We start from the raw sequence: 25552 nt of genomic DNA on the forward strand, positions 1-25552 counted from the left end.
ACGAGAGAATGCAAAAAAACGGGGCCGCGTTTGCGGCCCCGTTGTGTAGTCAATAGCGCGTTGTGGACTTGCTAATACTAAGCGCTATGCTCGGTATGGTTGACCGGATGAGAGTGCTCAATGTCTTCACCGCGCTTGCTGAAGCGGCGGCGGACGACGACGAAGAACACCGGTACGAAGAAGATAGCCAGAATGGTCGCACTGACCATGCCGCCCAGAACCCCGGTACCTACAGCGTTTTGTGCGCCGGAACCTGCACCGTTGCTGATAGCCAGCGGCAGAACCCCTAGCATAAAGGCCAGTGAGGTCATCAGGATTGGACGCAGACGCATACGAACAGCTTCCAGCGTTGCTTCAATCAGCCCTTTACCCTCTTTGTCCATCAGGTCTTTGGCGAATTCAACGATAAGTATGGCGTTCTTCGCCGACAGGCCGACGGTGGTCAACAGGCCTACGATAAAGTAGACGTCGTTTTCCAATCCTCGCATCGTCGTGGCAAGCAGCGCACCGATAACCCCAAGTGGAACAACCAGCATAACGGAGAACGGCACTGACCAGCTTTCATACAGCGCGGCCAGACACAGGAACACCACAATCAGCGAGATGGCGTACAGAGCCGGTGCTTGGTTACCCGCCAGACGTTCCTGATAGGACATACCGGTCCAGTCGTAGCCAATGCCTTCAGGCAGTTCGGAGGCCAGCTTTTCCATCAGGGCCATAGCGTCACCGCTACTCTTACCCGGTGCGGCTTCCCCCAGAATTTCCATAGACGGCAGGCCGTTATAGCGTTCCAGACGCGGTGAACCAAACTCCCAGTGAGCGCTAGAGAAGGCCGACATCGGCACCATCTGACCGTTCGCACCGCGAACGTACCAGTTGTTGATATCCTTCGGCATCATGCGGTATGGCGCCAGTGCCTGAACGTACACCTTCTTGACGCGGCCGCGATCGATAAAGTCGTTCACGTAGGAGCCGCCCAGCGCAGTGGAAAGCGTCTGGTTAATGTCGCTAATTGAAACGCCCAGCGCCTGCGCTTTCTCTTGGTCAACAGTCAGTTTGAACTGAGGCGTGTCTTCCATGCCGTTCGGACGAACCTTAACCAGCATGTCTGGGTGTTCAGCAACTTTACCCATTAGCTCATTACGCGCCTGAGTTAATCGATCGTGGCCAAGCCCAGCCTGATCTATCAGCTGGAAGTCAAAGCCGGTCGCGGTACCCAGTTCAACGATAGGAGGAAGGTTAAAGGCGAATACCAGACCGTCCTGAATTTTTGAGAATTCCTGACTTGCCCGAGCCGCGATGGCCGGCACCTTGTTCTCTTCACCTTTACGCGCGTTCCAATCCTTCAGGCTGACGAAGGCCAAACCGGTGTTCTGCCCCTGACCGCTGAAGCCGAAGCCGCTAACGGTAAAGATAGACTCAACGTTGTCCTTCTCTTTCTCCATAAAGTACTGGCTGACCTGATTGAGCACATTTTGCGTTCTTTCCTGAGTCGCCCCCTGCGGGAGCTGAACCATGGTCAAGAATACCCCTTGGTCTTCATCCGGAAGGAAGGAGGAGGGCAGGCGCATAAACATGTAAACCAGACCAATACACAGTACCAGATAGATAAGAATATATCGGCCAGTGCTGCGCAGGATATTGGCAATACTGTTGGTGTAGTGGTGAGTATTTTTCTCAAACAGGCGGTTAAACCAGCCGAAGAAACCGGTAGTAATACCGTGGCTGCCTTTGGCGACCGGCTTGAGGATCGTGGCGCACAGTGCTGGCGTCAGGATCATTGCCACTAGAACCGACAGCACCATGGCAGAAACAATGGTGATCGAGAACTGACGATAGATAGCACCGGTAGAGCCGCCCATAAAGGCCATGGGGATAAATACCGCAGAAAGCACCATGGCAATACCGACCAGTGCGCCCTGAATCTGCCCCATCGACTTGCGGGTTGCCTCTTTCGGCGGCAGGCCTTCTTCCGCCATGATACGCTCAACGTTTTCAACCACAACGATGGCGTCATCCACCAACAGGCCGATGGCCAACACCATCGCAAACATCGTTAGGGTGTTTATCGAGTAGCCAAATGACGAGAGAATGGCGAATGTCCCCAACAGAACCACCGGTACGGCGATTGTTGGGATAAGCGTGGCACGGAAGTTCTGCAGAAACAGGTACATAACCAGAAATACCAGCAGAATGGCTTCAACCAGCGTTTTTACCACTTCGTTGATAGAGATTTTAACGAATGGCGTTGTATCGTAGGGATAAACGATCTTCAGGCCTGACGGAAAGTACTTTGACAGACTTTCAAGTTCACCCTTCACGGCTTCAGCCGTATCCAGCGCGTTGGCGCCGGTAGCCAGTTTGATACCCAGACCGGATGCTGGCTGGCCGTCAAAGCGGGCAATAACGTTATAGCTTTCGCCGCCTAGCTCAATTTCAGCAACGTCTTTCAGGCGAACCTGAGAACCGTCCTGATTGATTTTCAGCAGGATATTGCCGAACTGCTCGGTGCTTTGCAGACGCGTTTGAACCACGATAGACGAGTTCAACTGCTGGCCTTTGACCGGTGGAGTACCGCCCAACTGACCTGCGGCGATCTGGTTGTTCTGAACCTTAATGGCGTTGTTTACGTCGATAGGCGTCAGGGAGAAGCTGTTTAGCTTGTTAGGATCGAGCCAAATACGCATGGCGTACTGGGAACCGAAAAGCTGAACGTCGCCGACGCCGGAAGTCCGGCTAATAGGATCTTTAATGTTAGAACCCACGTAGTCCGCGATATCGTCCTGAGTCATTGAGCCATCGGTGGAGATAAAGCCCGCAACCATCAAGAAGCTGCTGCTGGCCTTTTTAACGCTGATCCCCATTTGCTGGACTTCCTGAGGCAGCAGGGGCGTTGCAAGCTGAAGCTTGTTCTGCACCTGAACCTGTGCGATATCCGGATCGGTACCGGCTTCGAAAGTCAGGGTAATGGAGGCGTTACCGGCCGAGTCACTGGTCGATGACATGTACATCAGGTTATCGATACCGTTCATGTTCTGTTCGATAACCTGCGTCACGGTATCCTGTACCGTCTGGGCGTTAGCACCCGGATAGTTTGCGGAGACCGATACCGCCGGAGGGGCGATAGTCGGATACTGGGCAACCGGCAGCTGAACAATCGCCAGAGCCCCCGCCAGCATGATAATGATAGAGATTACCCAGGCAAAAATCGGGCGATCAATAAAAAATTTGGCCATCTGCTACACTCAATATGGTTTATTACTTCGCTTCGGGCTTTGCTTCGCCTTGAGGCGCTGCGCTTTCTTTCGGCTTATCGGAAAACTCCGACGCGCTGACTTCTACCCCAACTCGAATCTTTTGCAGACCAGTAACGATCACTTTCTCGCCGCGCTCAAGCCCGCTGGTGACCAGCCAGTTGCTGCCAACGGATTGACCCGTAACAATAACTTTCTGCTCAACCTTGTTGTCTTTATTGACAACCAGTACCGTTGCTTCACCGCGCTGGTTACGCGTTACGCCCTGTTGAGGAGCCAGTAGCGCGTCAGGGCGCAGGCCCTGATTAACCTTAGCGCGAACAAACATGCCCGGCAGGATTTGGTTTTTCGGGTTAGGGAACACGGCGCGCATAGTGATTGAGCCGGTGGTTTCGTCAACGGTAACGTCTTCAAATTCCAGCTTGCCCGGGTGCTCGTATACAGTGCCGTCGTCAAAGACTAGGCTTACCTGAGCCTTGGCGCCCTGTTCTTTGGTCAGCGTGCCGTTGGCCAGCTCTCTTTCCAGCGCCAAGTAGTCGTTGCTGGACTGAGTGATATCCACATAGATGGGATCAAGCTGCTGAACTGTCGCGAGGGCGGTAGCCTGGTTAGCGTTAACCAGAGCGCCTTCTGTTACGCTGGATTTCCCGATTCGTCCACTAATAGGGGACATCACCTTGGTGTATTCCAGATTGATGCGGGCAGTATCCAGCGCCGCTTTTGCTGCCTGCACTGCGGCGTCTGACTGGCGCGCGTTAGCGACAGCAGTATCGTAGTCCTGGCGGCTGATAAAGTTGGTGCCGACCAGAGGCTTATAGCGCTTAACCGTCAGGTGATTCAGGTTGGCGCTGGCCTGCGCTTTCGCCAGATCGGCTGCTGCGCTGTCGTAAGTGGCCTGGTAGGTCGCCGGATCGATTTGATACAGCGACTGGTTTTCTGTAATCGTGCTGCCTTCGGTAAACTGACGCTTCAGGATGATACCGCTGACCTGAGGACGCACTTCAGCAATGCGAAAGGCCGCAGTACGCCCTGGAAGTTCAGTCGTGATATTGACGGGCTGTGACGAAATGGTCACTACCTCAACTTTGGGTGCAGACCTTTGAGCGCCTTCTCCAGACTGGTTGTCGCATCCCACAAGCGCTAAACCGCTGGAAAGCATCAGCGCTGCTGCCAGAGGCTTCAGCCCTCTGTATTTACTCATAGATAAACCTCAAATTTTCAATATCAGTTACCGTAAATAATAGGCAAATATGCTTGGGTAACTACATAGTTAGGATAAAAATCTCAGCGTGCTATAATACAAACATTCATGTATGTATGTAAGTCATCGCAAAACGTACCGCACAGAAAGCATAAAACATGGGCCGCAGCACGAAACAGCAGTCATTAGAGACCCGTCAACATATTCTTGACGCCGCCATACAGGAGTTTTCCCGTCGCGGCGTTACGAGCACGTCGCTGAATGATATTGCCTTGGCTGCGGGCGTTACGCGCGGGGCAATATATTGGCATTTCAAGAATAAAGTCGATATTTTCATCGCAATGTGGGCTCAGGTAGAGTCTAGCATTGATGATGAAGCCCTGCGATACAGAAATGAGTTTTCTTCCGATCCCATACGGGCGCTGCGACAGACACTTATTTATGTTTTACAGCTGACAGAAACAGACATTCGGCGTAGAAATTTACTGGCGATATTATTCCATAAGTGCGAGTTTGTTGGCGAGCTTATTTCCCTTCAACAAATACATCAATCCCTCTATTTACAAAACGAAGAGCGCATCGAGAACGCGTTGCGTGAATGTGTTGAAAAGGGGCAACTTCCGGAATCGCTGGATTTGCGTTTGGCTGCCATTTCCATGCGGTCTTATATTTGGGGGCTGATGGGCAGCTGGCTGTTTATGCCACAGGCTTACAGTCTGGCCAAAGAGGCACCCAGACTGGTTGACGCCTATCTGGATTCACTAAGACACAGTAGCGCTCTGGCTCGAGTGGTGACAAAATAGCCGCTTGTCGTCTAGGGTTTTGCGCAGATGGTTTTGCATAGAGAGTTTTTCAGGAGTTAAGTAATGCAACGTATTTTAGTTATCGCCAACGGCGCTCCTTACGGCAGTGAGCTGTTGTTCAACGCGCTGCGCCTGTCCATTGCGCTGAAAGAACAGCCTGCAGAAATCGAGCTAAAGGTGTTTTTGATGTCTGACGCCGTTAGCGCCGGGCTGCGCAATCAGAAGCCTCACGAGGGCTATCATCTCCAGCAGATGCTGGAAATTCTTACTGCGCAGGGCGTAACGGTTAAGCTGTGTAAAACCTGTACCGACGCGCGCGGCATTAGCGGTCTACCGCTAATTGAGGGTGTTGAAATCGGAACGCTGGTAGAGTTGGCACAGTGGACGCTGGAGGCCGAGAAGGTCTTAACCTTTTAAGACTTGTTAGCTTGGCGGCGTGGGAGCATGGATGAACCAGAAGACCTCTGCGAGAACGGCATTTAGTCAAATTGTACATGTCACAGTCGTATTAGTGCTGGTGCTGCCTCTTTGCAGCCAGGCGCTGGCGTTTCTGTGCTCAACGCTGGTGGATTCAAGCTGCTGGTTTAGCCGCGATCTGACCTATGAGGCGAAGCTGCTGTTAAGCCGCGATGCACAGGTTGATTTCACTAAGTGGTTTTGTCTGGTAGTTTTCTGCCTAGGGGTTCTCTTTATGGGGAATCTCTATGGGCGATATGCTGCACTGCCCGAGCGGCGCTGGGTTTGCTATGGGCCGTTCGCGGTATTTATTGCCTATAGCGCGGCGATCTACTGCCTGTCGTTAGGGCTTCTCGGCGCTGTAGGGCAAGAGACTATCGAAACTGCACTGCTGCCGTTTTTCTGGCGCCATGCCTTTTACTATCGGCCCACACTGCTGGCGCTGATGGCGTTTTTAACCTACCTACTATTTACGCTAGGCGTAGTGCTGACGCGCTATCGTCAGTCAGCATCTAGCGAGACGCTTGAGCCTCAAGCTTAGCCTGAAAATCCCTTTCAACGATCTTAAGCGCCGAGAGGACAGTTGCCGGGGCTATATCGTGCGTTTCAAGAAGATAAATCAAATCGACGGCCAGCTTTACGTCTTCTGGCGCCTGTTCTAACGATTGATCGGGTGGTGTCATGGTGTCGTCTCACAGCTGAGTATTCTTTATTATTTTAACGGATTTTAGCCGCAGTCATTATTCCTGATAGCGGTAGCCGGATCCGTGAACGGTGCGGATTAGCGTCGGGCTGGCAGGGTCAGTTTCAATCAGCTTGCGCAACCGGGAAATATGCTGATCCAGCGTTCTGCTGTTAGGTAGATGATCGCAGCCCCAGGCTGAGTCAATCAGGGTATCTCTCCCAACAACCTGATTTCTATGCTGGTACAGGCAGGTCAGGATCCTGATGTCTCTCAGTGACAGCTCAATCGTCTGCTGCCGGCGCTTAGCGCACAGCTCTGAAGGAAAAATTTCCAGATCGCCAAAGGGGAAGGGGAGCTCTGGTGCGAGACGCTTGGCTCTCAGACAGCGACGGGCGATAGTTTTTATCCGCGCGCGCACCTCATGGATGCCGAACGGCTTGTTGATATAGTCATCAGCGCCAAGTTCGAGCCCCAAGACCTTATCGATCTCTTCTCCCTTGGCCGATAAAAAGATCACTGGCGTATGTTCATCCTGCCCTCGAATGGCCTTGCAGACGGAGTAGCCGTCCATTTCTGGCATCATGATGTCAAGAATAACAAAGTCAGGCTGTTCCTGATGGTAAAGCGCCAGTGCGATCTTTCCGTTTTCTGCGGCGAGAACGGAATATCCCTCACGGCTGAGCATGTCTTTGAGCCCGTTGCGAATGTGGAAATCGTCTTCTGCAATAAGAATTTTCACATCAGGCCTCCGCGCCCTGTTTCGGCAGGGTCAAAATAAACGCCATGCCGGGTTCCCTGTTTTCTGCCCTTAGCGTACCGGACAGGCTCTCTGCAAGCTGTTTAGCGATGGTCAGGCCGATGCCGGTACCGCTGACACCTTCGGTAATGGATGACTTCACGCGGTAAAACGGCTGGAAAATAACTCTCAGCTCTCTTTCCGGCAGCCCTTTGCCAAAGTCTCTAACGCCAAGATAGACGCGCTCGCCGTCTTGTTGGGCATAAAGCTCGACGCGTTTGCCGTCGGCAGCGTACTTTTCTGCGTTGCTGAGCAGATTACTGACAATCTGTGTGACCCTGTCAGCATCGCTATACACCTTGATATCGCCGTCAATATGCAGCTCTAACGTCAGGCCTTTAGCGTCGAACACCGGAGTAAAAATATCTTTTACCTGTTCAAGCAGTGTTCCGACATGGATTTCCTGTCGGCTGATTTTGGGCGCTTTGGTAAACGTCAGCACGTTTTGTATCAGCCTTGAAAGGCGCTGGCTCTCGCTAACGATAACGTCAAGATAGTGAACGCTGGCGCTTTCCTCTTCCTGAGCCATTTCTTTCAGCATCTCAGCGTAGAGGGTGATGTTGGTCAGCGGCGTTTTCAGCTCGTGGGATACCTGCCCGACAAAGTCCACCTGTCTGCGCGCCAGCTGCGTTGCCCGGTTAAACTCTCGGTACAGCAGAAATGCCACAACGATGACGATGGCAATCAGAAGAACTATCAGGGCCATTCCTGCATAGAGCAGCGCTGAACGATCTTCCACGCTGGCGTAATAGTCTACTCTCCAGTTGTGGAGAGGATAGGGCAGCGCCTGACCGTAAGTGGGCTGAGCCTGACGGTCTATTTTCCCCTCGGGCGCATACTGATACAGAAGCTGCCCGCTGTCGGAAATGGTGATGCTGTCCGGCGTGTAGTTTATGTCGACGTTGGCGACAGTGTCTGCCAGCAGTTTGGCGTAGCTGAGCTTGATGCCGACGGTGTCTTCACCGTTCTTTTGCCAGTAAAGCAGCAGCGGGTGACCGCTTTCCTGCATCAGATACCAGCCCGCGGTTGGCGTGCTGTCGTCTGAAATATGCTGCTTACCGATAAGCTGTGACGGATCTTGCAGCACAGGCGTTAGGGATTCGATAAAGCGGGATTCTTTTTGGCTAATAGGGCCGTGGGCGTCAGGGAAGACCAGTTTTCCGGCTTTGAGGATAAATATGGACTCAATGTCGCTGTCCTGAGCAATAAGTAAACGGAGCGCGTCAGGATCCTGACTCAGGTAGGACAGCATGGCGCTTAGACGAACCTGCTTGTGATCTAACTGCTGTAGGATAAACCCTTGCGTTTGGGCTACACGGCTCTTGGCCAGCTGTTCCGCCTGATAGTCATTAACGGTTTGTTCCTGATTGAGTATGCGAAAGCCGAAGCTGCCGATAAGCCCTATCAGCAGCAGAGTGATAAATATGAACAGATAAAAGGGGCGTCCGGCTTTCATTCCTTCTCCAAGATGAACAATGACGGCGCAGCAGGCTACGCCGTCATCGGGGTAGGGCTATTTTGATTGCTGTTTTTGCGTTTTATACGTGCTTTCCTTCAGGCTCTTGCGAGAGGCTGCACCGCCTTTACTTTCAATATCATCCGCTAGACGGGAGTTATCAGACTGAGTCTGGAGTGCTTTGTTTTTGGCTTCTGGACTGCTCACTTTATCGTATAGAGCACCCATGCTGGCCGCATTACGCTGCAGGATTTGGTTCGCTTCGTCTTTTTTACCTTCATCCAGTAGCTGAATAGCGCGCACGTTTTCCAGATTGGCTTTTTGAATGGCAGAGTCAACGACAATTTCTTCCTGCGTTGCGTCTTTAACGGCTTTCTCTGATTTACTGTAAGCGATATCCACGCGATTGTTAACGTTATCTTTCTTCTGGGTTTGCAGGTTTTCATAGGTAACGCTTACGTTTGCAATCTGCTTTTTCTCGTTTTCTTTACCCTTCGGCGGCTCCAGCTCTAACAGAACGTATTTTTCTTGATTAGAGTACAGCTGGTTGAGCTTGACGGTTACCTGATTGCCAGTAATGTCACCTTCACGGCCTAACAGACGCAGCGGCTTTACGCCGTCCTGTAGGCGAATGGTCACAGTGACTTCCTGTGCCACAACCGACATTACGTCTTTAAATTCTTTAATAAAGGCAGCTTCCAGATCGGAGGATTTTTCAACAAACGCGTGGTTGCCGTCGCTGTAGCTTGCTAAAGCCGTCATTAGGTCTTCGTTGTAGCTGGTACCTAGGCCAATAGTGGTGACGGCGATCCGCTGTTTGGCGGCAACGACCCCGAGGTCAGCCAGCTCTTTTGTTGAGCTGGGGCCGACGTTGGCCTGCCCGTCAGACAGCAGAATAATGCGGTTAACCTGATCTTTTTTCAGGTTCTTATTGACCTCTTTAAGGCCTTTGCTGACTCCAGCAAACAGCGCTGTCCATCCCTGAGGCGTCACTTTATCGTTGATAATTTTGATAAGCTTTTTCTTATCATTAGCTTTAGTGGCGGGGATCAGAACGTGAGCGTCGTTATCGTAGGCAATGATGGAGATGATGTCGTCGTCTTGCAGCATATTGACGGCCAGAATGGCCGCTTCACGGGCTTTTTCGATGCGGTCGCCGCTCATTGACGTTGAGCGATCAATGACCAGCGCCAGGTTAATTGGCGTGCGCTTTGCGGTATCCTGCTGGTAGCCAGTCAGAGACACTTTTAGGTAGTTGCTGTCTTTACTGTTTTCAAGGATCACCGGCGAGGCCAGCTCGGTTTTCACGTTGACGTGAAGCGGAACCGGGGAAACGGCAAAGGCCGAAGCGGACAGCATAGCCAAAGAGGGAAGCAGATATTTCAAATTCATCATATAACTCCTTTTATTGTGGGTGTTCCGTCATTATTCGCGAATGATGTTTTGAGTTGTCTGTTTCGTGCCTCTAAGTGTAACAAAATGTAAATATCTAGCTGCCATTTTCGCGACGAGCAATCTGTCGCTCAATTTTTGCTAGCGCCTGACGGCAGCGCATTAGGCGGCCCTCCAGCGCGGCAAGTTCTTTTTGCAGCCTCTGCTGCTCTGAAAGGGTTGTTTGGCGGCTTAGCAGGCTTTCTTTGTCTCTTCGCATGGCAACCAGCCGCCGCTCATAGTCCTGATGGCGAGCAAGAGTTTGGTAGATGTCCTGTTCAACCTTAACGTTAAAGACGTTTCGCTCTCGCACAGGGAGTGTCGCTAGCTCTCTTTGCAGCGCCTCTATTTGCGCGACAATACGCTCGGCCAGAAAGGCTACCTGTTGCTGCGCGCGCTTTTCTACTGCCTGAGACAGCAGCTGTAGATTGTTTTCTACCTCGCTTTGACAGTGGCTAAGCCGGGGATCGCGAGTGTTGAACAGCCGATCGTCAAAGCGGGGTTGCATAACGGCGGATGCGGGCGCATCGGCGATAGCGCTGGCTAACTGGTTAACCTGCTGCTGGAGCGTATGTAGTAGGGCGCCAGTATTCATCGTGAGCCTGCCGAAGTAAAAGAGGAGCGTGGCGACTATCATATCCCAGACAGTAAGGGGCGAGAAAGGATGACGTGTTTTACAGAGAACTGATTATCATTTACTGGCAGGTAAAGGCGTTTTTGATTAGGCTAGGAGATTCAACAGAATCCTTTGATTGGATATCAGGCAGAAGGGCATGACGTAAAAATGCGACTTCAGGACGGCAATTAACGATGATGCGGCGCGATGTATAGGCTTTTTCTTCTTGGTCTCGGCTGGCTTTCTATTGGCCTCGCCGCGCTGGGCGTGCTGCTGCCGATATTGCCTACGACGCCGTTTCTGCTGTTGGCGGCCTGGTGCTTTGCCCGCTCTTCGCCGCGCTTTCATGACTGGCTGCTGTATCGTTCTTGGTTTGGCCCCTATCTGAGACATTGGCAAACTCACCGCGGGCTGCCGCCGGGAGCAAAAGGTCGCGCTATCCTGCTGATTGTCTGTACATTCGCCCTTTCACTGTGGCTGGTGCCAGTACTGTGGGTGCGGGTGCTTTTATTGACGCTGATGATCGTTTTACTGATTTTCATGCTGCGCCTGCCAGTCGTGGATGTGGAAAAATAGCCTCCATCCTTGTGTAAAATAAGCGAGCAGTCTCACCTGTATATTTTGCCAAATGTGATAACTAGCGGTTGCATTTCCCTGCGCCTTTGCATAGATTTGGGCGTTTTTCGTTGGTAACCGCGTGTGATTAACTGACCAAGCGGCTACTCGAAGTCTGCAATTCCGCTCGCGGTTAACGAGTATACGGACACTGAATTTATGACGACAACTGAACAGCAGCAACTGATCAAGGACAGCATCACCACCATTCCCGATTATCCTAAAGCGGGGATCCTGTTTCGCGACATCACAACCCTCTTGGAAAATCCGGCTGCGTTTTCCGCCACTATTAGCCTGATTGTCGAGCGCTATAAAGATAAAGGCATCGATAAAGTAGTTGGCACCGAGGCGCGCGGCTTTTTGTTTGGCGCACCGGTTGCGCTGGCGCTGGGCGTCGGCTTTGTTCCTGTGCGTAAAAAAGGCAAGCTTCCCCGTGAGTGTCTACAGGAAACCTACGATCTGGAGTACGGCACTGACGTGCTGGAAATCCACGCAGACAGTATTCAGCAAAATGAAAACGTGCTGGTTATTGACGATCTACTAGCCACTGGCGGAACCATTGAGGCCACAGCCAAACTTATCCGCCGCCTTGGCGGTATTGTTCACGACGCTGCGTTTGTCATTGAACTCCCTGAGCTGGGTGGCCGCGCGCGCCTGGTTTCTCAAAAGATAGACTGCTACAGTCTAGTCTCTTTCGACGGCCACTAAGAGCGGCGGCTGACGGGCGACAGAGATCGTCGTCTTCGCCGCGCTGTGGTAAGATGCGCTATCCGTGTTAAATGACGTTGCCTTATATCGATGAGCTATCAAGTTCTGGCGCGTAAATGGCGCCCCCAAAGCTTTGCAGACGTTGTCGGTCAGGAACATGTCCTGGCCGCCATCGCCAATGGCCTGTCGCTCGGTCGGATTCATCACGCGTATCTTTTTTCCGGCACGCGCGGCGTAGGGAAAACCTCTATCGCACGCCTGCTGGCAAAAGGGCTGAACTGCGAAAGCGGCGTGACGGCAACGCCATGCGGCAAGTGTGCTAACTGTCGGGAAATCGAAGAGGGGCGCTTTGTCGACCTGCTTGAGATTGACGCCGCGTCCCGCACCAAAGTTGAGGATACCCGCGAGCTGCTGGATAACGTCCAGTACGCTCCTGCCCGAGGGCGGTTTAAGGTTTATCTCATCGACGAAGTTCATATGCTTTCCCGCCACAGCTTTAACGCGCTGCTGAAAACGCTCGAAGAGCCGCCAGAGCACGTTAAGTTCCTGCTTGCCACCACCGATCCGCAAAAGCTCCCGGTGACGATTCTGTCCCGCTGCCTGCAGTTTCATCTAAAGGCGCTGGACGTAGAACAGATCAAAGGCCAACTGGAAAAAGTGCTGCTGGATGAAAAGATCCCGTCAGAGCCTAAAGCGCTAAGCCTGCTGGCTCGCGCCGCTCAGGGCAGTATGCGAGACGCGCTGAGTTTGACCGATCAGGCTATTGCCATGGGCAGCGGTAGCGTATCGACTGACGCTGTTAGCGCCATGCTGGGCACGCTTGATGAAGAGTACACGCTGTCTTTGCTGGAAGCGTTAGAGCAGGGTAGCGGCGAAACGCTTATGGCACAGGTAGGGCAGATTGCCGCTAAGGGGATCGACTGGGAAAGCCTGCTGGTGGATACACTGGCGCTGCTGCATCAGGTTGCCATGATCCAGCTTTTACCTTCTGCTCTCGACCCGCTTAAACACAGCGAATCCCGTATGCGCGAGCTGGCACGGCGTATCTCTCCGCAGGATTTACAGCTTTATTATCAAACGCTGCTGGTAGGGCGAAAAGAGCTGCCCTACGCGCCGGACAGACGCATGGGCGTAGAAATGACGCTGCTGCGGGCGCTGGCTTTCCACCCTAAACGCGTCGGCGCGCTGGCTGAAAGTGCACCAGTAGAAAGCGCTCCGGCGGTATCTGAATCGGCACCATTAATGCCGCAGCCGTCATCGGTACAGGCTAATGACCGGTTTGCTGCCGCTTCGCACGCTGAAGCCAGAGTGGTAGAGCAGACGAATACGCCAGCTCGAAGCGTACAGACACCGCCTATCCAGCCTCAGACGCAGGTTTCTCAAGAATCGTATCCAGAAAGCGATGCGTCGGCAGGTCTGCCGACCACTACGGCGCAAATGCTCCAGGCGCGCAGTCAGCTGCGTCGCCAGCAGGAGAGTAGCGAAACAAAAAAGAGTAAGCCGGCCACGTCTGGGAGCGTGAAGCCGGCATCCTCCGTCCTTGAGCGCCTAGCGGCCGCGACGGAGAAGAAGGGCGACTCCCCAGCCCGCGCGGCGAAAGCGCCCGGTAAAGAAGAAAAAAAGGATAGTTACCGCTGGAAGGCACAGCACGATTTTGAAGCCGTCAGTAAGCCTGTGGCAACTCCGAAGGCGCTGCGTTCGGCTCTTGAGCACGAAAAGACGCCAGAGCTGTCTGCAAAACTGGCCGAAGAGTCGCTGGTGCGCGATCCCTGGGCTGCTGAAATCGCCGAGCTTCCTTTGCCGAAGCTGGTACAGCAGCTGGCGTTGAACGCCTTTAAACAGCAGGTGTCTGATGATGAGGTCTGCCTGCATTTGAGGCCCGGTCAGCGCCACCTGAATTCTCCATCAGCGCAGCAGGCGCTGGCAGAGGCGATGAGCCAGAAAGCCGGGCGGTCTATTACGCTGACGGTCATCGAAGATGACGATCGTTCGGTAAAAACGCCTCTGGAGTGCCGCCAGGCAATCTATGAGGAAAAGCTGACACAGGCTAAAACGTCGATCGCTGAAGACAGCCATATTCAAACGCTTTGCCGCTATTTTGACGCACAGCTGGATGAGGACAGTATCCGGCCGGTTTAAGGCAAAGTCCTAGTTAATACAATTATTATCCCCTAGCAAAGAGAGAGACAAACATGTTTGGTAAAGGTGGAATTGGCAACTTAATGAAGCAAGCTCAGCAGATGCAGGACAAAATGCAGAAGATGCAGGAAGAGATTGCTCAAATGGAAGTCACCGGTGAATCCGGTGCTGGCATGGTGAAAGTCACCATTAACGGCGCACACAACTGCCGCCGCGTAGAAATCGATCCGAGCCTGATGGAAGACGATAAAGAGATGCTGGAAGACCTGATTGCCGCCGCCTTTAACGACGCAGCTCGCCGTGTAGAAGAGACACAGAAAGAGAAGATGGCTCAGGTGTCTGGCGGTATGCAGCTGCCTCCTGGCTTTAAGATGCCGTTCTGATGCAAACCAGTCCTTTGCTCGAATCGCTGATGGAGGCGCTGCGCTGCTTGCCCGGTGTAGGCCCCAAGTCAGCGCAGCGTATGGCATTTCAGCTGCTGCAGCGCGATCGCAGCGGCGGTATGCGTTTGGCGCAGGCGTTGACTCGCGCCATGTCAGAAGTGGGCCACTGCCGCGACTGCCGAACGTTTACCGAAGAGGACGTATGTACCATCTGTAATAACCAACGGCGTCAGAGCAGCGGTCAGATCTGCGTCGTGGAAAGCCCTGCGGATATTCACGCTATTGAACAAACCGGGCAGTTTGCCGGTCGCTATTTTGTCCTGATGGGGCATCTTTCTCCTCTGGACGGCATCGGGCCGAACGACATCGGACTCGATCGTCTGGAAGAGCGTTTGGCGGCAGAGACGATCAAAGAAGTGATCCTTGCCACTAACCCGACCGTGGAAGGGGATGCGACTGCTAACTTTATTGCCGAGATGTGTGCATCCTACGGCGTTATGGCCAGCCGCATTGCTCACGGCGTACCGGTCGGCGGTGAGCTGGAAATGGTCGATGGCACAACGCTGTCCCACTCTTTAGCCGGGCGGCAGCGGATAGGAAACTAACCGTATTTATCTGAAAAAGGCGCCAAGAACGGCGCCTTTTTTTCACCTATTGCATTGTGGCGTAGGGCTTTTTACGTCATCATTTTTATATTGCTGCTTGAAAATGTTCGCCTTCATCCCCATCTGGTTACCATTCCCAATTCGCGTACCGGGCGCGTAGCCATTCCGCCCAGATACATCAACACGTAGAGGTAAGCCATGAGTATGAAAGGTCAAGAAACCCGTGGATTTCAGTCAGAGGTTAAACAGCTGCTGCATCTGATGATCCATTCTCTCTATTCAAATAAAGAAATTTTTCTGCGTGAGCTGATTTCTAACGCTTCCGACGCCGCTGACAAGCTGCGCTTTAGAGCGCTTTCTCATGCGGATCTTTACGAGGGAGACGGTGAGCTGCGCGTTCGCGTGTCGATAGACAAAGAAAAGCGCACGCTGACGCTTTCCGATAACGGTATCGGTATGACGCGCGATGAGGTCATCGACAACCTTGGCACTATCGCTAAGTCCGGCACTAAGGCGTTTCTTGAGTCGATGGGCAGCGATCAGGCAAAAGACAGCCAGCTTATTGGCCAGTTTGGCGTGGGCTTTTACTCCGCCTTTATTGTGGCGGATAAAGTGTCCGTTCGCACTCGCGCAGCGGGAGTGAGCGCCGAAGAGGGGGTATTCTGGGAGTCTGCCGGTGAAGGGGAATACACCATTGCCGACATCACAAAAGCCGACCGCGGTACTGAAATTACGCTGCATCTGCGCGACGGTGAAGACGAGTTCCTCGACGACTGGCGCGTGCGCTCCACTATCGGTAAATACTCAGACCACATTGCGCTGCCGGTTGAAATTCAGGTTACCGAAGAGAAAGAGGGCGAAGCTCCGGTAACCCGTTGGGAAAAAATCAACAAGGCGCAGGCGCTGTGGACGAGAAACAAGTCCGACGTTAGCGAAGAAGAGTACAAAGAGTTTTATAAGCACGTTTCCCACGACTTTAGCGATCCGCTGATCTGGAGCCACAATCGGGTTGAAGGCAAGCAGGAATACACCAGCCTGCTGTATATCCCTTCTCAGGCGCCATGGGACATGTGGAACCGCGACCACAAGCACGGACTGAAGCTTTACGTGCAGCGCGTCTTTATCATGGACGATGCCGAGCAGTTTATGCCCAACTACCTGCGCTTTGTTCGCGGCCTGATTGATTCCAACGATCTGCCGCTGAACGTATCGCGTGAAATTTTGCAGGACAACCGCGTGACTCAAAGCCTGCGCAGCGCCTGTACCAAGCGCGTACTGCAAATGTTGGAAAAGCTGGCGAAAGACGACGCGGAAAAATACCAGACGTTTTGGCAGCAGTTTGGCCTCGTGTTGAAAGAAGGCCCTGCGGAAGACAGCGCTAACGCGGAAACCATCGCTAAACTTCTGCGCTTTGCCTCTACGCACAGCGACAGCGCGGCACAAACCGTTTCGCTGGAAGAGTACGTTAGCCGCATGCAGGAAGGCCAAGAAAAGATTTACTTCATCACTGCCGACAGCTATGCCGCCGCCAAGAACAGCCCGCTGCTTGAGCTGTTCAACAAGAAAGGCATTGAAGTTCTGCTGCTGTCAGATCGCATCGACGAGTGGATGATGAGCTATCTGACTGAGTTTGACGGCAAGTCTTTCCAGTCTGTTAGCAAGGCGGACGAGTCCCTGAATAGCCTAGCGGATGCTGACAGCGAAGAGCAAAAAGAGGCGGATAAGGCGCTTGAGCCGTTCGTTGACCGCGTGAAGACGCTGCTCGGTGAGCGAATTAAAGAGGTGCGTTTAACCCACCGTCTGACCGATACGCCAGCGGTAGTGACGACCGATGCTGACGAAATGACAACGCAGATGGCCAAGCTGTTCGCCGCGGCGGGGCAGAAGATGCCGGAAATCAAATACGTGTTTGAGCTTAACCCAGAGCATTCGCTGGTTAAGCTGGCATCTAACGTGACTGATGAGGGGGAGTTTGCCGAGTGGATTAAGCTGTTGCTCGATCAGGCGCTGCTGGCTGAGAAGGGCGGCTTAGAGGATCCTAATCAGTTTATCCGCCGTATGAACAAGCTGCTGATAAAATAGCTGTGTGATACAGGCTAAAGCCGGAAGAAATGCGATCCTCTTCCGGTTTTTTTATTCTCATGAGGGCGGGCGATTGACGTGCCAGACAGCCGTCTCAGGCTAACTGCCTCTTGAGGATTGAGGCGTTGAATGATAAGGTTCACGGGTTTTCTTTCATTTCTATACAAAAAGCAAAATTTCTAGGGGATTTACGCAATGCGTATCATTCTGCTCGGCGCTCCCGGCGCCGGTAAAGGCACTCAGGCTCAGTTCATCATGGCGAAATACGGTATCCCGCAGATTTCTACGGGCGACATGTTGCGCGCAGCGGTTAAGTCCGGTTCTGAACTGGGTCAACAGGCGAAATCGCTGATGGACGCAGGCAAGCTGGTAACTGACGAGTTAGTTATTGCGTTAGTCAAAGAGCGCATTGCACAGCCGGACTGCAAAAACGGCTTCCTGCTGGACGGTTTCCCTCGCACTATTCCTCAGGCTGACGCCATGAAGGAAGCAGGGATTCAGGTTGACTACGTGCTGGAATTCGACGTGCCTGATGAAGTCATCGTTGAGCGCATTGTTGGTCGCCGCGTACACGCACCGTCAGGCCGCGTTTACCACGTAACGTTCAATCCGCCGAAAGTGGAAGGAAAAGACGACGTTACCGGTGAAGAGCTAACAACGCGTAAAGACGATCAGGAAGACACAGTACGTGCGCGTCTGGTGGAATACCACTCGTTGACTAAGCCGCTAGTGGAATACTATGGCGCTGAAGCTAAAAACGGCAATACGCAGTATGTGAAGCTGAACGGCACGCGTAAAGTTGCCGAAGTCAGCGAAGAGCTGGTGAAGATTCTGGGCTAAAGCCTGCCGCATTATGAATTTAAGGCGACCATTTGGTCGCCTTATTTTTTACCGCAACTTTCCTTTAAAAACATCTCACTACGCTTATAGTTTTATGGTGAAACTATATGGCGTATAATTCGCCTCCGCATGTTAAACGACACGTTAAACAGAAAGCAGATCGTAGAGAGAGATTTTTACCGGCTGCTTCACGACAGGAGGTCTTGAGAATGGCGATTGTCATTGAGCAGCCGATAAAGATAGTGCTGAACGAAATAGAGATTGACGATCGCATTCCGTCCGTTAATTTCGATCTTTATATCGGGGTGAATCACCTGATGTATTCTACGGAATACAAGGGAAATATATGGATCCCGTGCCGCGAGCTGGATAGCTTTATCTCCTCTTTTAAAAACGGCGACGCCGCGTTCTCTTTGTCGGATACCTTTGGCAATCAGTTTATAACGCTTAAGCAGGTCGACGATCGCGGCTATCAGTTCTGCGTGGCTAAGAGCAGAAAAACCGTCAATAACTCCGCATTTTTGGTTTCTTACTCTGAAATTATATGTCGAGACGTTTTCGACGCGATAAAAAGCAAATTCATCGACTATCCCACTATGTGGTAAGGCCCACGCTTACCTTTCCTCTTTTTGCCTATATCCATACGCATCGGGGAAGCGCGCTCTGGTTTTCTTTGATACGTGGAGGTAGATAAAACAGATAAGCGCAATGGCTGATATGACCAGAGCGTCAATGTTCCATGATAGAAAGTGGGCGCGAATTAAATCGTCGGACGTAAGGAAGCTTTGTAGCAGCTTAATAAGCATGGCTACGGTATAAATGCCCAAATTGATGCGGGCCAGAAAAATCCATGCGCTTTTTTTGCACAGAATCATCACGCCGCAAAGCAGTCCAAACAGCGAAATAGCGTTGAATAAAAACGATATGATACGCCTGTGCAACTGCCCACTCATGCCATATACATTAAATGGTTCAGGGTTGGCCAAGCTGTAGCAAATGCTCAGTATGGTCAGAGCGCCTAAGGCGAGCATATACAGGCATACGGCAATAAGGCCCGCGGGAAAAGGGGGCTTGCGGAAGGTATTAACGCTGTTGGTCATTATTCTTTGCTTCAGGCGATGCGTTCGCCTTCTCCTTGTAATGGAAATTGGCGCATAGGATAAATTGAGATAACCTCATTTTTTATCCATTTTGAGTGGGCGGCTTGGGGCATCCTGAATATTACGATAATCGCGCAGAGCTTCATATAGCGGAGATAAATTCCCAACCGGTCAATGTTAGGCTGATAATAGCCTTGGCTAATTACAGCGTTTGGCGCATTCGCTCGACTCTGGCATAGGCAGCCCGGCGGCAAGCTGCTAGTATTACCGCTATGTTACTCATTGAAAAAGCGGCGATAGAAGCGACTATGTCACAACAGCACACCGGCGTTCTCCTCGTTAACCTTGGCACCCCCGATGCGCCGACGGCGCCTGCGGTAAAGCGCTATCTTTCTCAGTTTCTGCGCGATGGGCGGGTGGTTGACATCAACCCTCTGCTGTGGTGCTTTCTGCTTAACGTCGTTATTTTGCCCCGCAGGGCGCCTAGAGTGGCAAAGCTTTATCAGGAAGTTTGGACGCAGGAAGGCTCCCCTCTGCTGGCCTACAGTCGCCGCCAGTGCCAGGCTCTGGCAGAACGTCTGCCTGAGGTACCCGTTGAGCTGGCGATGACCTACGGTTCCCCTTCGATAGACGACGCGCTGAATCGACTTCAGTCGCAGGGCATCAAGCGCATGATTGTACTGCCGCTGTATCCCCAGTACTCCTGTTCGACCACAGCGGCTGTGTGGGACGCGCTGTCAGCGGCGTTCTCCCGTCGCCGGGATTTGCCGGAAATCGCGTTTATTCGGGACTATGCAGAACACCCGCTGTACGTAGCCGCGCTGGCGGAGTCAATCCGCTTGTCGTTTGTCTCTCACGGAGAGCCTGACCTGCTGCTGTTTTCCTACCACGGTATTCCACAGCGCTACGCAACAGAAGGGGACGATTACCCTCAGCGCTGCGAAGCAACGACGCGCGCAGTAGTAAAAGCGCTAGGGCTGACGGAAGAACAGTACAAAATGACCTACCAGTCGCGCTTTGGCAAAGAAGTTTGGCTACAGCCCTATACCGATGAAACCATGCAGTCGCTGCCTTCGCAGGGCGTTAAGCGCGTGCAGGTTATCTGCCCCGGCTTTTCTGCCGACTGCCTGGAAACCATTGAAGAGATCGATAAACAGAATCGAGAGTTCTTTATGGAAGCCGGAGGAGAAAGCTACCACTATATTCCGGCGCTAAACGACTCATCGGCCCATATCGATATGATGCAGGCGCTGGTTGAGAAGTATTTGTAGGCTGTTTCTCTACATCAGTCGCGTAGTAGATCCGTGATAAAACTAAATATCGAGAAGTAACTAATGAAACATGTTAGGTTTGCATCCGGTACTGTAATCATTGCCTGTATGCTGCTTAGTAGCTGTGCCAATAGCGACAACCAGCAGTTAAACGAGCGTATTGATAGGCTGCAGCAGGAGGTGAATGCTATGCGCTTAGAAGTCCAGTCGATAAAACTGACAGCAGAGAAGGCCAATGGGCGTCTTGACTATATTAACACTTGGCAGAACCCTATTTATCGCCCTCTTCTGTAGGAGAAGAAAGGTTGCTGTACTTCTGGAAGAAGATTGCTTTTTCTTTTTCTATAAAACATAAAAAATACCGAGCATTAGCTCGGTATTTTTTATGTTCAGCAAAGCTTGATTATATCGGGCAACCTTCCGGTACTTTTTTATCTCCGCTCAGAATGCCGTTATACATCTCGTCCAGCATGGTCTGGGCGATTTCACGCTCGCCCATAATCACGTGGTCAGCGCCGCGCTCGGAGATGTACTCCACTTCGTCATCGTAGTGGGCGCGGGCGATAATCAGCAGGTCAGGGCGCTGGGCGCGGGCGTAGGAAACGATTTCACCGGCCTCGTAGCCGTTTGGCGTGGTGACAAACAGGCAGCGGGCGCAGTCGAGGCGCGCCAGACTGAGGATGTCGTGGTTACCGGCGTTGCCCAAGACTGTGCTGATATCACGTTCACGCAGCATTTCCACGCGAGACAGGGAGTTCTCTACCACTACCAGAGGCACGTCAAGGATGTGCATGCGATCGCACAGGATGCTGCCGACTCGGCCATAGCCTATAAGGATCACGTGGTTACACATATCCACCGGCACCTGAGCCACTTCTTCTTCCACTACTTCTTCAATAATCTGGTCTTCGATGGTTTCAGTTTTGCTTAAGTACTTACCGACCAGATTGAACACCAGCGGGTTTAGCAAGATTGATAGGATGGCACCCGCCAAAATCAGGCTTTGCGCGTCTTTGTCGAGCACGCCGAGTGCGACACCCATCGTTGCCAGAATAAAGGCAAATTCACCGATTTGCGCCAGGCTGGCGGAAATAGTCAGTGCAGTGCGTTTGGAGTGGCCGAACAGTCGCACGATAAAGAACGCCGCCAGCGACTTACCGAAGACGATAATCACCAGCGTGGCCAGCACGGCCAGCGGCTGCTCGATAAGGGTCATTGGTTCAAACAGCATGCCGACGGAAACAAAGAACAGTACCGCGAAGGCGTCTCGCAGCGGCAGGGTGTTTTGCGCCGCGCGGTGGCTCAGCTCGGATTCGTTAAGCACCATACCGGCAAAGAAAGCCCCCAGTGCGAACGACGCCCCAAACAGCTGCACGGAGCCGTAGGCAATGCCCATGGCGATAGCGAGTACCGATAGGGTAAACAGCTCGTTGGAACCGGTACTGGCGCTTTTAGCCAACAGCCAGGGCACTACGCGGCGGCCGACGACAATCATCAGGACGATAAAGGCAATCACTTTACCCAGGGTTATTCCCAGAGAAATTGCCAGGCTGGTGAAGTCACTGTTCCCCTGCTGCATGATGCCGGTCACCGCAGGCAGCAGTACCAGCGTCATGACCATCGCCAGATCTTCCACAATCAGCCAGCCGATAGCGATTTTCCCCCGCTGGCTTTCAATCAGCTGCCGTTCTTCTAAGGCACGCAGAAGAACAACGGTACTGGCGGTGGAGAGGCAGAGGCCGAATACAATGCCGTTAAACAGTCCCCAGCCTAAAAGATGTGCCAGCCCCATCCCCAGAAGCGTCGCGACGGCAATTTGCGCAATCGCGCCGGGAATGGCGATTTTTTTTACCGACAGCAGATCTTTTAGTGAAAAATGGAGCCCCACCCCGAACATCAGCAAAATGACGCCCACCTCAGCCAGCTGGTTTGCCAACGCTTCGTCGGCAACGAATCCTGGCGTATGTTTGCCCGCGACGATGCCCGCAATCAGATAGCCGACCAGCGGTGAAATCTTCATGCGATTGGCTATCATGCCGAACAAAAAGGCGAGAACGAGGCCGCCAGCAATGGTGGTAATGAGGGGGGTAGCGTGGGCCATCAATATACCTTCTAGCTGAGAAATGGGGGAATAGGTCAATTTTATGGTATTTGCTGACTTTTTGCTCTAGAAAATTTGTATTTTTTGAAAAATAGTGTGCAGTTCTTACTGAATCGATTAAAGACCGGCATTTTTACAAGGTTATGACTGTATCATCAGGCAGTATAAGGAATTTCCCCGAAGAAAAAATTCTTTTCTCTTCGGGGAAAGTGTTGGTTACCGACGGCTATGTTCTATATTTGGCAAAAGTGCGGTAAGAATGCCGAGTAGAGGCAGGAAAGAGCAAATATGATAAACCGTTTCGATACTGCTGTGGTCAGCAACGTAGCCTAACGCGGCGGCTCCGAGGCCACCCATACCGAACGACAGACCGAAGAACAAACCTGATATCATGCCAATCTTACCGGGAATAAGCTCCTGTGCATAAACCAGTATGGCGGAAAAGGCCGAGGCGATGATAAGACCAATGATCACCGTCAAAATACCGGTCCAGTAGAGAGATGCATAGGGTAAAAGCAGCGTAAAGGGTGCTGCGCCAAGAATTGACGCCCAAATAACATATTTCCTACCTATCTTATCCCCTACAGGCCCGCCAATAAAGGTTCCGGCGGCAACGGCGAAGAGGAAAACAAATAGATGAACTTGAGCATTTTGCTGACTTACGCCGAACTTATCCATTAAATAAAAGGTGTAATAGCTGCTAATGCTGGCCAAGTAGAAGTATTTTGAAAAAATCAGCACCAGCAGGATGCTTAGAGAGAAAATAATGGTGCTTTTAGGAAGATGGCTTACCGGAGCAGCACGGAAAGGTTTTCCGCCGTTACTGCGCTGCTGCGCCTGATACCAGCGGCCGATTTGTAGCAGAACGACAATCGCCAACAGCGGCGCGACGGCGAACCAGGTCAGAGAGCCTTTGCCATAAGGAGTGATAAACGCCGCTGCCAGCAGAGGCCCTAAAGAGGAGCCGAAGTTCCCGCCAACCTGAAACAGTGATTGCGCCATACCGTGCCGCCCGCCAGAGGCCATACGCGCTACCCGTGACGATTCCGGATGGAAAACCGACGAGCCAGTGCCCACCAGCGCAGCGGCCAGCAGAACCATCTGGAAGTTTCCCGCAAAGGCCAGCAGGATAAGCCCCACCAGCGTGAATCCCATCCCGATCGGCAAAGAGTAGGGCTGAGGGTGTTTATCAGTGTACAGGCCAATAAGCGGCTGTAGCAGCGAAGCGGTGAGCTGATAGGTGAGGGTGATAAGCCCGATCTGGCCAAAGGTCAGCGTAAACTCTCCCTGCAACATCGGATAGATGGCGACAATCAGCGACTGCGTCATGTCGTTTAGCATGTGGGAAACGCTGATCGCGCTGAGAATGCGGAAAGAAGTTTTGCGCGTGCTGTCGGCGGCCGGAACCGAGGCCGTATTGCCTGTTTGATTCGTCATGGTAGTCGCGGGTGTTTCCGAACGTTGTGGTTTGGCGAAGCGCCAGAAGTCCATAGGGCAGAGCCAAACGGCACTTTGCCCCTGAGACTGATAAAATCGTCTTGATGCAACACTAGTATAGTGTGGCCGCTTTGCCCATTAAAAGCGACTTGTGGCTCACGTTGACACTTTTATCTCTAAGGAGCAGCGATGGGTGCGAAGATCCCCGACGTCAGGCTGCAAAGATCGGCAGGAGCAAGTTCGATATCTAACCCGCGCTTACCGCCCGAGATGTACATAGTTTCAAAGGCTTCAGCACCTGCGTCGATAACCGTAGGCAGCCGTTTTTTCTGCGCTAGTGGGCTAATGCCGCCGACCAGATAGCCCGTAACGCGCTGCGCCAGAGCGGGATCCGCCATGTCGACTTTCTTGACTGACAGCGCCTTGGCCATCTTTTTCAAGTCCAGCATACCCGAGACGGGGACAACGGCAACTGCCAGCTTTTTCTCATCGCCGTTCAGGCTGACCAGCAGCGTTTTGTAGACTCGGTTGGCATCCAGGCCAAGCTTTTTAACCACTTCATCGCCAAAGTTGGTTTCATTCGGATCGTGATCGTAGGGGTGAAGGCTGTAGTTTACCTTTTGCTGTTTTAGCAGGCGAACGGCCGGTGTCATGGCGCTTTCCTTTTCTGTCAGTGATTCATAATGTGACTATGATAACGCGTTGGTGTGGCGTTTTCTCGCCGTCTTTATCGTGAGGGCACTTTTATGCTCAGAGGGCGAAGAACCATCAGGGGGATACGCGTAATATCTCGGGCAGGCTCTGTTCGCCGAACAGGTGCAGGGCGCCAACCACGACAACATAGTTGCCTTTAGGCAGCGCGTTCAGCCGCTTTGCCCAGTCACGGTTGCGTTCGGTCACCATAATGCGATAAATCTCATCCCCCATGCCGTAGGGAAGCTGCAGCGTCTCGCGCTGCGGCTTTTCGTTAAGCCACCAGCGCACCATAATAAGCATCAGTCGCTGGTTGGCGCGCCAGTGAGTCAGTGTATCGCGCAGCAGGGGCAGCCCTTCTTCGGGCAACCGTTTTAGCAGCGCCATCTGTTTGTCTGCGCCTTCAAGCTCTATAACGGAAAGCGCCTTCTCGCGGGCGGTCAGGATGCTCTGATAGTCGATGCCGAACTCGCTTTTAAGCCCGGAACGTTCGGCCTGCATGGCCTGTAGCATGAGGGCTATGTGCCACGCGGGCTTGCTCTCAAAGCTTTCTTCGCGAAGGCCAACCTGCCGACTGCGCTTAAGGAGCTGCTGGTATTCCTGCCCGCTGAGTTTTTCCGTTAACGGTATGCTCGGAGGCTGAATATCAAAGTCTATGGGCTGAGAAATGTCGACCTCAACGATAAGCGCATCGGCCTGTGCTATTCGCTGGCGCAGTGAAAGGGGGGAGCAGGGCCATCTCTCGGCTGCCCATATGAATGCTGCCGACCAGATGAAAGCGGCTGCCGCCGTCGGTGACAACGTCAAATGCCGGATAGGCATACGGCAGCGAGGGCACCAGCCCTAACATGACGGCCAGACGTCGGAGAATACGTTTCAT

The 25552-nt window shown here is 52.6% G+C and carries 25 protein-coding genes; 13 read left to right on the top strand and 12 right to left on the bottom strand.

Translation table 11 applies throughout. From position 1 onward, the window contains the following. Positions 1-77: 77 nt before the first annotated feature. Together DQM29_RS05720 and DQM29_RS05725 are read right to left on the bottom strand one after the other, a co-directional pair. A complete protein-coding gene (locus DQM29_RS05720) occupies positions 78-3236 on the bottom strand; it encodes an efflux RND transporter permease subunit (protein WP_111739706.1) in 3159 nt (1052 codons plus the stop codon). A gap of 22 nt (positions 3237-3258) precedes the next feature. Further along, positions 3259-4455: an efflux RND transporter periplasmic adaptor subunit gene (locus DQM29_RS05725; protein ID WP_111739708.1), complete on the bottom strand. Its 1197-nt coding sequence runs from the start codon at positions 4453-4455 to the stop codon at positions 3259-3261. A gap of 158 nt (positions 4456-4613) precedes the next feature. Here DQM29_RS05725 and acrR point away from each other — a divergent pair, with 158 nt between their 5' ends. The 3 genes from acrR to DQM29_RS05740 all read left to right on the top strand — a co-directional run bounded on the left by acrR (position 4614) and on the right by DQM29_RS05740 (position 6255). Next, positions 4614-5258: a multidrug efflux transporter transcriptional repressor AcrR gene (gene acrR / locus DQM29_RS05730; RefSeq protein ID WP_111739710.1), complete on the top strand. Its 645-nt coding sequence runs from the start codon at positions 4614-4616 to the stop codon at positions 5256-5258. A 63-nt stretch (positions 5259-5321) separates the two neighbouring features. Next, positions 5322-5675 (top strand): DsrE/DsrF/TusD sulfur relay family protein, encoded by a 354-nt coding sequence (locus DQM29_RS05735; protein WP_111739712.1) that lies wholly within the window; start codon positions 5322-5324, stop codon positions 5673-5675. 31 nt (positions 5676-5706) lie between these two features. Next, entirely contained in the window at positions 5707-6255 is a 549-nt protein-coding gene (locus DQM29_RS05740) for a hypothetical protein (RefSeq protein WP_111739714.1), read from the top strand. On the opposite strand, the gene rsmS is transcribed toward DQM29_RS05740, so the two are convergent. The 5 genes from rsmS to priC form a co-directional block, all read right to left on the bottom strand. Beyond that, entirely contained in the window at positions 6227-6397 is a 171-nt protein-coding gene (gene rsmS, locus DQM29_RS05745) for a pleiotropic regulatory protein RsmS (RefSeq protein WP_111739717.1), read from the bottom strand. The two genes, DQM29_RS05740 and rsmS, sit on opposite strands and share 29 nt — an antisense overlap. Before the next feature lie 57 nt (positions 6398-6454). Continuing rightward, positions 6455-7138: a response regulator transcription factor gene (locus DQM29_RS05750; RefSeq protein WP_111739719.1), complete on the bottom strand. Its 684-nt coding sequence runs from the start codon at positions 7136-7138 to the stop codon at positions 6455-6457. A 1-nt stretch (position 7139) separates the two neighbouring features. Further along, positions 7140-8651: a sensor histidine kinase gene (locus DQM29_RS05755; protein ID WP_111739721.1), complete on the bottom strand. Its 1512-nt coding sequence runs from the start codon at positions 8649-8651 to the stop codon at positions 7140-7142. 57 nt (positions 8652-8708) lie between these two features. Further along, positions 8709-10046 carry a vWA domain-containing protein gene (locus DQM29_RS05760; RefSeq protein WP_232054863.1) on the bottom strand — a complete coding sequence of 446 codons (1338 nt, stop codon included), beginning with the start codon at positions 10044-10046 and terminating at the stop codon, positions 8709-8711. Between the two features lie 94 nt (positions 10047-10140). Beyond that, positions 10141-10677 (bottom strand): primosomal replication protein PriC, encoded by a 537-nt coding sequence (gene priC, locus DQM29_RS05765; RefSeq protein ID WP_111739725.1) that lies wholly within the window; start codon positions 10675-10677, stop codon positions 10141-10143. A 228-nt stretch (positions 10678-10905) separates the two neighbouring features. Here priC and DQM29_RS05770 point away from each other — a divergent pair, with 228 nt between their 5' ends. The 8 genes from DQM29_RS05770 (at position 10906) to DQM29_RS05805 (ending at position 18675) form a co-directional block, all read left to right on the top strand. Next, on the top strand, positions 10906-11274 hold the full coding sequence (locus DQM29_RS05770; protein ID WP_111739727.1) for a DUF454 family protein: 369 nt from the start codon (positions 10906-10908) through the stop codon (positions 11272-11274). Positions 11275-11472: 198 nt separating this feature from the next. Continuing rightward, positions 11473-12021, top strand: a complete 549-nt coding sequence (apt, locus tag DQM29_RS05775) for an adenine phosphoribosyltransferase (RefSeq protein ID WP_111739729.1) — start codon at positions 11473-11475, stop codon at positions 12019-12021. A 90-nt stretch (positions 12022-12111) separates the two neighbouring features. Then, positions 12112-14160, top strand: coding sequence for a DNA polymerase III subunit gamma/tau (gene dnaX / locus DQM29_RS05780; protein ID WP_111739731.1), 2049 nt, complete (start codon positions 12112-12114; stop codon positions 14158-14160). Positions 14161-14213: 53 nt separating this feature from the next. Beyond that, positions 14214-14543 (top strand): YbaB/EbfC family nucleoid-associated protein, encoded by a 330-nt coding sequence (locus DQM29_RS05785; RefSeq protein ID WP_111739733.1) that lies wholly within the window; start codon positions 14214-14216, stop codon positions 14541-14543. Continuing rightward, positions 14543-15148 (top strand): recombination mediator RecR, encoded by a 606-nt coding sequence (recR, locus tag DQM29_RS05790; protein ID WP_111739735.1) that lies wholly within the window; start codon positions 14543-14545, stop codon positions 15146-15148. Before DQM29_RS05785 ends, recR begins: the two co-directional genes overlap by 1 nt. 204 nt (positions 15149-15352) lie before the next feature. Continuing rightward, a complete protein-coding gene (gene htpG / locus DQM29_RS05795; RefSeq protein WP_111742009.1) occupies positions 15353-17230 on the top strand; it encodes a molecular chaperone HtpG in 1878 nt (625 codons plus the stop codon). A gap of 195 nt (positions 17231-17425) precedes the next feature. Beyond that, positions 17426-18070: an adenylate kinase gene (gene adk / locus DQM29_RS05800; RefSeq protein WP_111739736.1), complete on the top strand. Its 645-nt coding sequence runs from the start codon at positions 17426-17428 to the stop codon at positions 18068-18070. Between the two features lie 209 nt (positions 18071-18279). Then, complete coding sequence (locus DQM29_RS05805; protein WP_111739738.1) at positions 18280-18675, top strand: hypothetical protein; 396 nt, start codon at positions 18280-18282, stop codon at positions 18673-18675. A 9-nt stretch (positions 18676-18684) separates the two neighbouring features. On the opposite strand, the gene DQM29_RS05810 is transcribed toward DQM29_RS05805, so the two are convergent. Then, the gene (locus DQM29_RS05810; RefSeq protein ID WP_111739740.1) at positions 18685-19170 is read right to left on the bottom strand and encodes a hypothetical protein; all 486 of its coding nucleotides are present in this window, start codon (positions 19168-19170) and stop codon (positions 18685-18687) included. A 308-nt stretch (positions 19171-19478) separates the two neighbouring features. On the opposite strand from DQM29_RS05810, the gene hemH reads away from it, so the two are divergent. Next, complete coding sequence (hemH, locus tag DQM29_RS05815) at positions 19479-20441, top strand: ferrochelatase (RefSeq protein ID WP_111742010.1); 963 nt, start codon at positions 19479-19481, stop codon at positions 20439-20441. A 63-nt stretch (positions 20442-20504) separates the two neighbouring features. Beyond that, positions 20505-20735, top strand: coding sequence for an LPP leucine zipper domain-containing protein (locus DQM29_RS05820; RefSeq protein WP_111739742.1), 231 nt, complete (start codon positions 20505-20507; stop codon positions 20733-20735). A 109-nt stretch (positions 20736-20844) separates the two neighbouring features. On the opposite strand, the gene ybaL is transcribed toward DQM29_RS05820, so the two are convergent. From ybaL to DQM29_RS05840, 4 genes are all read right to left on the bottom strand, one after another. Further along, positions 20845-22542 carry a YbaL family putative K(+) efflux transporter gene (gene ybaL / locus DQM29_RS05825; RefSeq protein WP_111739744.1) on the bottom strand — a complete coding sequence of 566 codons (1698 nt, stop codon included), beginning with the start codon at positions 22540-22542 and terminating at the stop codon, positions 20845-20847. A gap of 216 nt (positions 22543-22758) precedes the next feature. After that, positions 22759-23979 carry an MFS transporter gene (locus tag DQM29_RS05830; protein WP_111739746.1) on the bottom strand — a complete coding sequence of 407 codons (1221 nt, stop codon included), beginning with the start codon at positions 23977-23979 and terminating at the stop codon, positions 22759-22761. 176 nt (positions 23980-24155) lie between these two features. Continuing rightward, the gene (gene ybaK, locus DQM29_RS05835; protein ID WP_111739748.1) at positions 24156-24632 is read right to left on the bottom strand and encodes a Cys-tRNA(Pro)/Cys-tRNA(Cys) deacylase YbaK; all 477 of its coding nucleotides are present in this window, start codon (positions 24630-24632) and stop codon (positions 24156-24158) included. Positions 24633-24747: 115 nt separating this feature from the next. After that, a complete protein-coding gene (locus DQM29_RS05840) occupies positions 24748-25494 on the bottom strand; it encodes a TraB/GumN family protein (RefSeq protein ID WP_232054864.1) in 747 nt (248 codons plus the stop codon). Between the last annotated feature and the right edge of the window lie 58 nt (positions 25495-25552).

This window comes from Leminorella richardii (assembly GCF_900478135.1).
Taxonomy (GTDB): Bacteria; Pseudomonadota; Gammaproteobacteria; order Enterobacterales; family Enterobacteriaceae; genus Leminorella; species Leminorella richardii.

Bases quoted from the DNA above. Each gene is read 5' to 3' on its own strand.
- DQM29_RS05830 (WP_111739746.1), bottom strand. From the start codon at position 23,979: ATGACGAATCAAACAGGCAATACGGCCTCGGTTCCGGCCGCCGACAGC.
- adk (WP_111739736.1), top strand. From the start codon at position 17,426: ATGCGTATCATTCTGCTCGGCGCTCCCGGCGCCGGTAAAGGCACTCAG.
- priC (WP_111739725.1), bottom strand. From the start codon at position 10,677: ATGAATACTGGCGCCCTACTACATACGCTCCAGCAGCAGGTTAACCAG.
- DQM29_RS05770 (WP_111739727.1), top strand. From the start codon at position 10,906: ATGTATAGGCTTTTTCTTCTTGGTCTCGGCTGGCTTTCTATTGGCCTC.
- ybaK (WP_111739748.1), bottom strand. From the start codon at position 24,632: ATGACACCGGCCGTTCGCCTGCTAAAACAGCAAAAGGTAAACTACAGC.
- apt (WP_111739729.1), top strand. From the start codon at position 11,473: ATGACGACAACTGAACAGCAGCAACTGATCAAGGACAGCATCACCACC.
- DQM29_RS05755 (WP_111739721.1), bottom strand. From the start codon at position 8,651: ATGAAAGCCGGACGCCCCTTTTATCTGTTCATATTTATCACTCTGCTG.
- hemH (WP_111742010.1), top strand. From the start codon at position 19,479: ATGTCACAACAGCACACCGGCGTTCTCCTCGTTAACCTTGGCACCCCC.
- rsmS (WP_111739717.1), bottom strand. From the start codon at position 6,397: ATGACACCACCCGATCAATCGTTAGAACAGGCGCCAGAAGACGTAAAG.
- recR (WP_111739735.1), top strand. From the start codon at position 14,543: ATGCAAACCAGTCCTTTGCTCGAATCGCTGATGGAGGCGCTGCGCTGC.
- DQM29_RS05810 (WP_111739740.1), bottom strand. From the start codon at position 19,170: ATGACCAACAGCGTTAATACCTTCCGCAAGCCCCCTTTTCCCGCGGGC.
- DQM29_RS05725 (WP_111739708.1), bottom strand. From the start codon at position 4,455: ATGAGTAAATACAGAGGGCTGAAGCCTCTGGCAGCAGCGCTGATGCTT.
- dnaX (WP_111739731.1), top strand. From the start codon at position 12,112: ATGAGCTATCAAGTTCTGGCGCGTAAATGGCGCCCCCAAAGCTTTGCA.
- DQM29_RS05785 (WP_111739733.1), top strand. From the start codon at position 14,214: ATGTTTGGTAAAGGTGGAATTGGCAACTTAATGAAGCAAGCTCAGCAG.
- DQM29_RS05735 (WP_111739712.1), top strand. From the start codon at position 5,322: ATGCAACGTATTTTAGTTATCGCCAACGGCGCTCCTTACGGCAGTGAG.
- ybaL (WP_111739744.1), bottom strand. From the start codon at position 22,542: ATGGCCCACGCTACCCCCCTCATTACCACCATTGCTGGCGGCCTCGTT.
- DQM29_RS05720 (WP_111739706.1), bottom strand. From the start codon at position 3,236: ATGGCCAAATTTTTTATTGATCGCCCGATTTTTGCCTGGGTAATCTCT.
- DQM29_RS05805 (WP_111739738.1), top strand. From the start codon at position 18,280: ATGGCGATTGTCATTGAGCAGCCGATAAAGATAGTGCTGAACGAAATA.
- DQM29_RS05840 (WP_232054864.1), bottom strand. From the start codon at position 25,494: ATGCCTATCCGGCATTTGACGTTGTCACCGACGGCGGCAGCCGCTTTC.
- DQM29_RS05820 (WP_111739742.1), top strand. From the start codon at position 20,505: ATGAAACATGTTAGGTTTGCATCCGGTACTGTAATCATTGCCTGTATG.
- htpG (WP_111742009.1), top strand. From the start codon at position 15,353: ATGAAAGGTCAAGAAACCCGTGGATTTCAGTCAGAGGTTAAACAGCTG.
- acrR (WP_111739710.1), top strand. From the start codon at position 4,614: ATGGGCCGCAGCACGAAACAGCAGTCATTAGAGACCCGTCAACATATT.
- DQM29_RS05760 (WP_232054863.1), bottom strand. From the start codon at position 10,046: ATGATGAATTTGAAATATCTGCTTCCCTCTTTGGCTATGCTGTCCGCT.
- DQM29_RS05740 (WP_111739714.1), top strand. From the start codon at position 5,707: ATGAACCAGAAGACCTCTGCGAGAACGGCATTTAGTCAAATTGTACAT.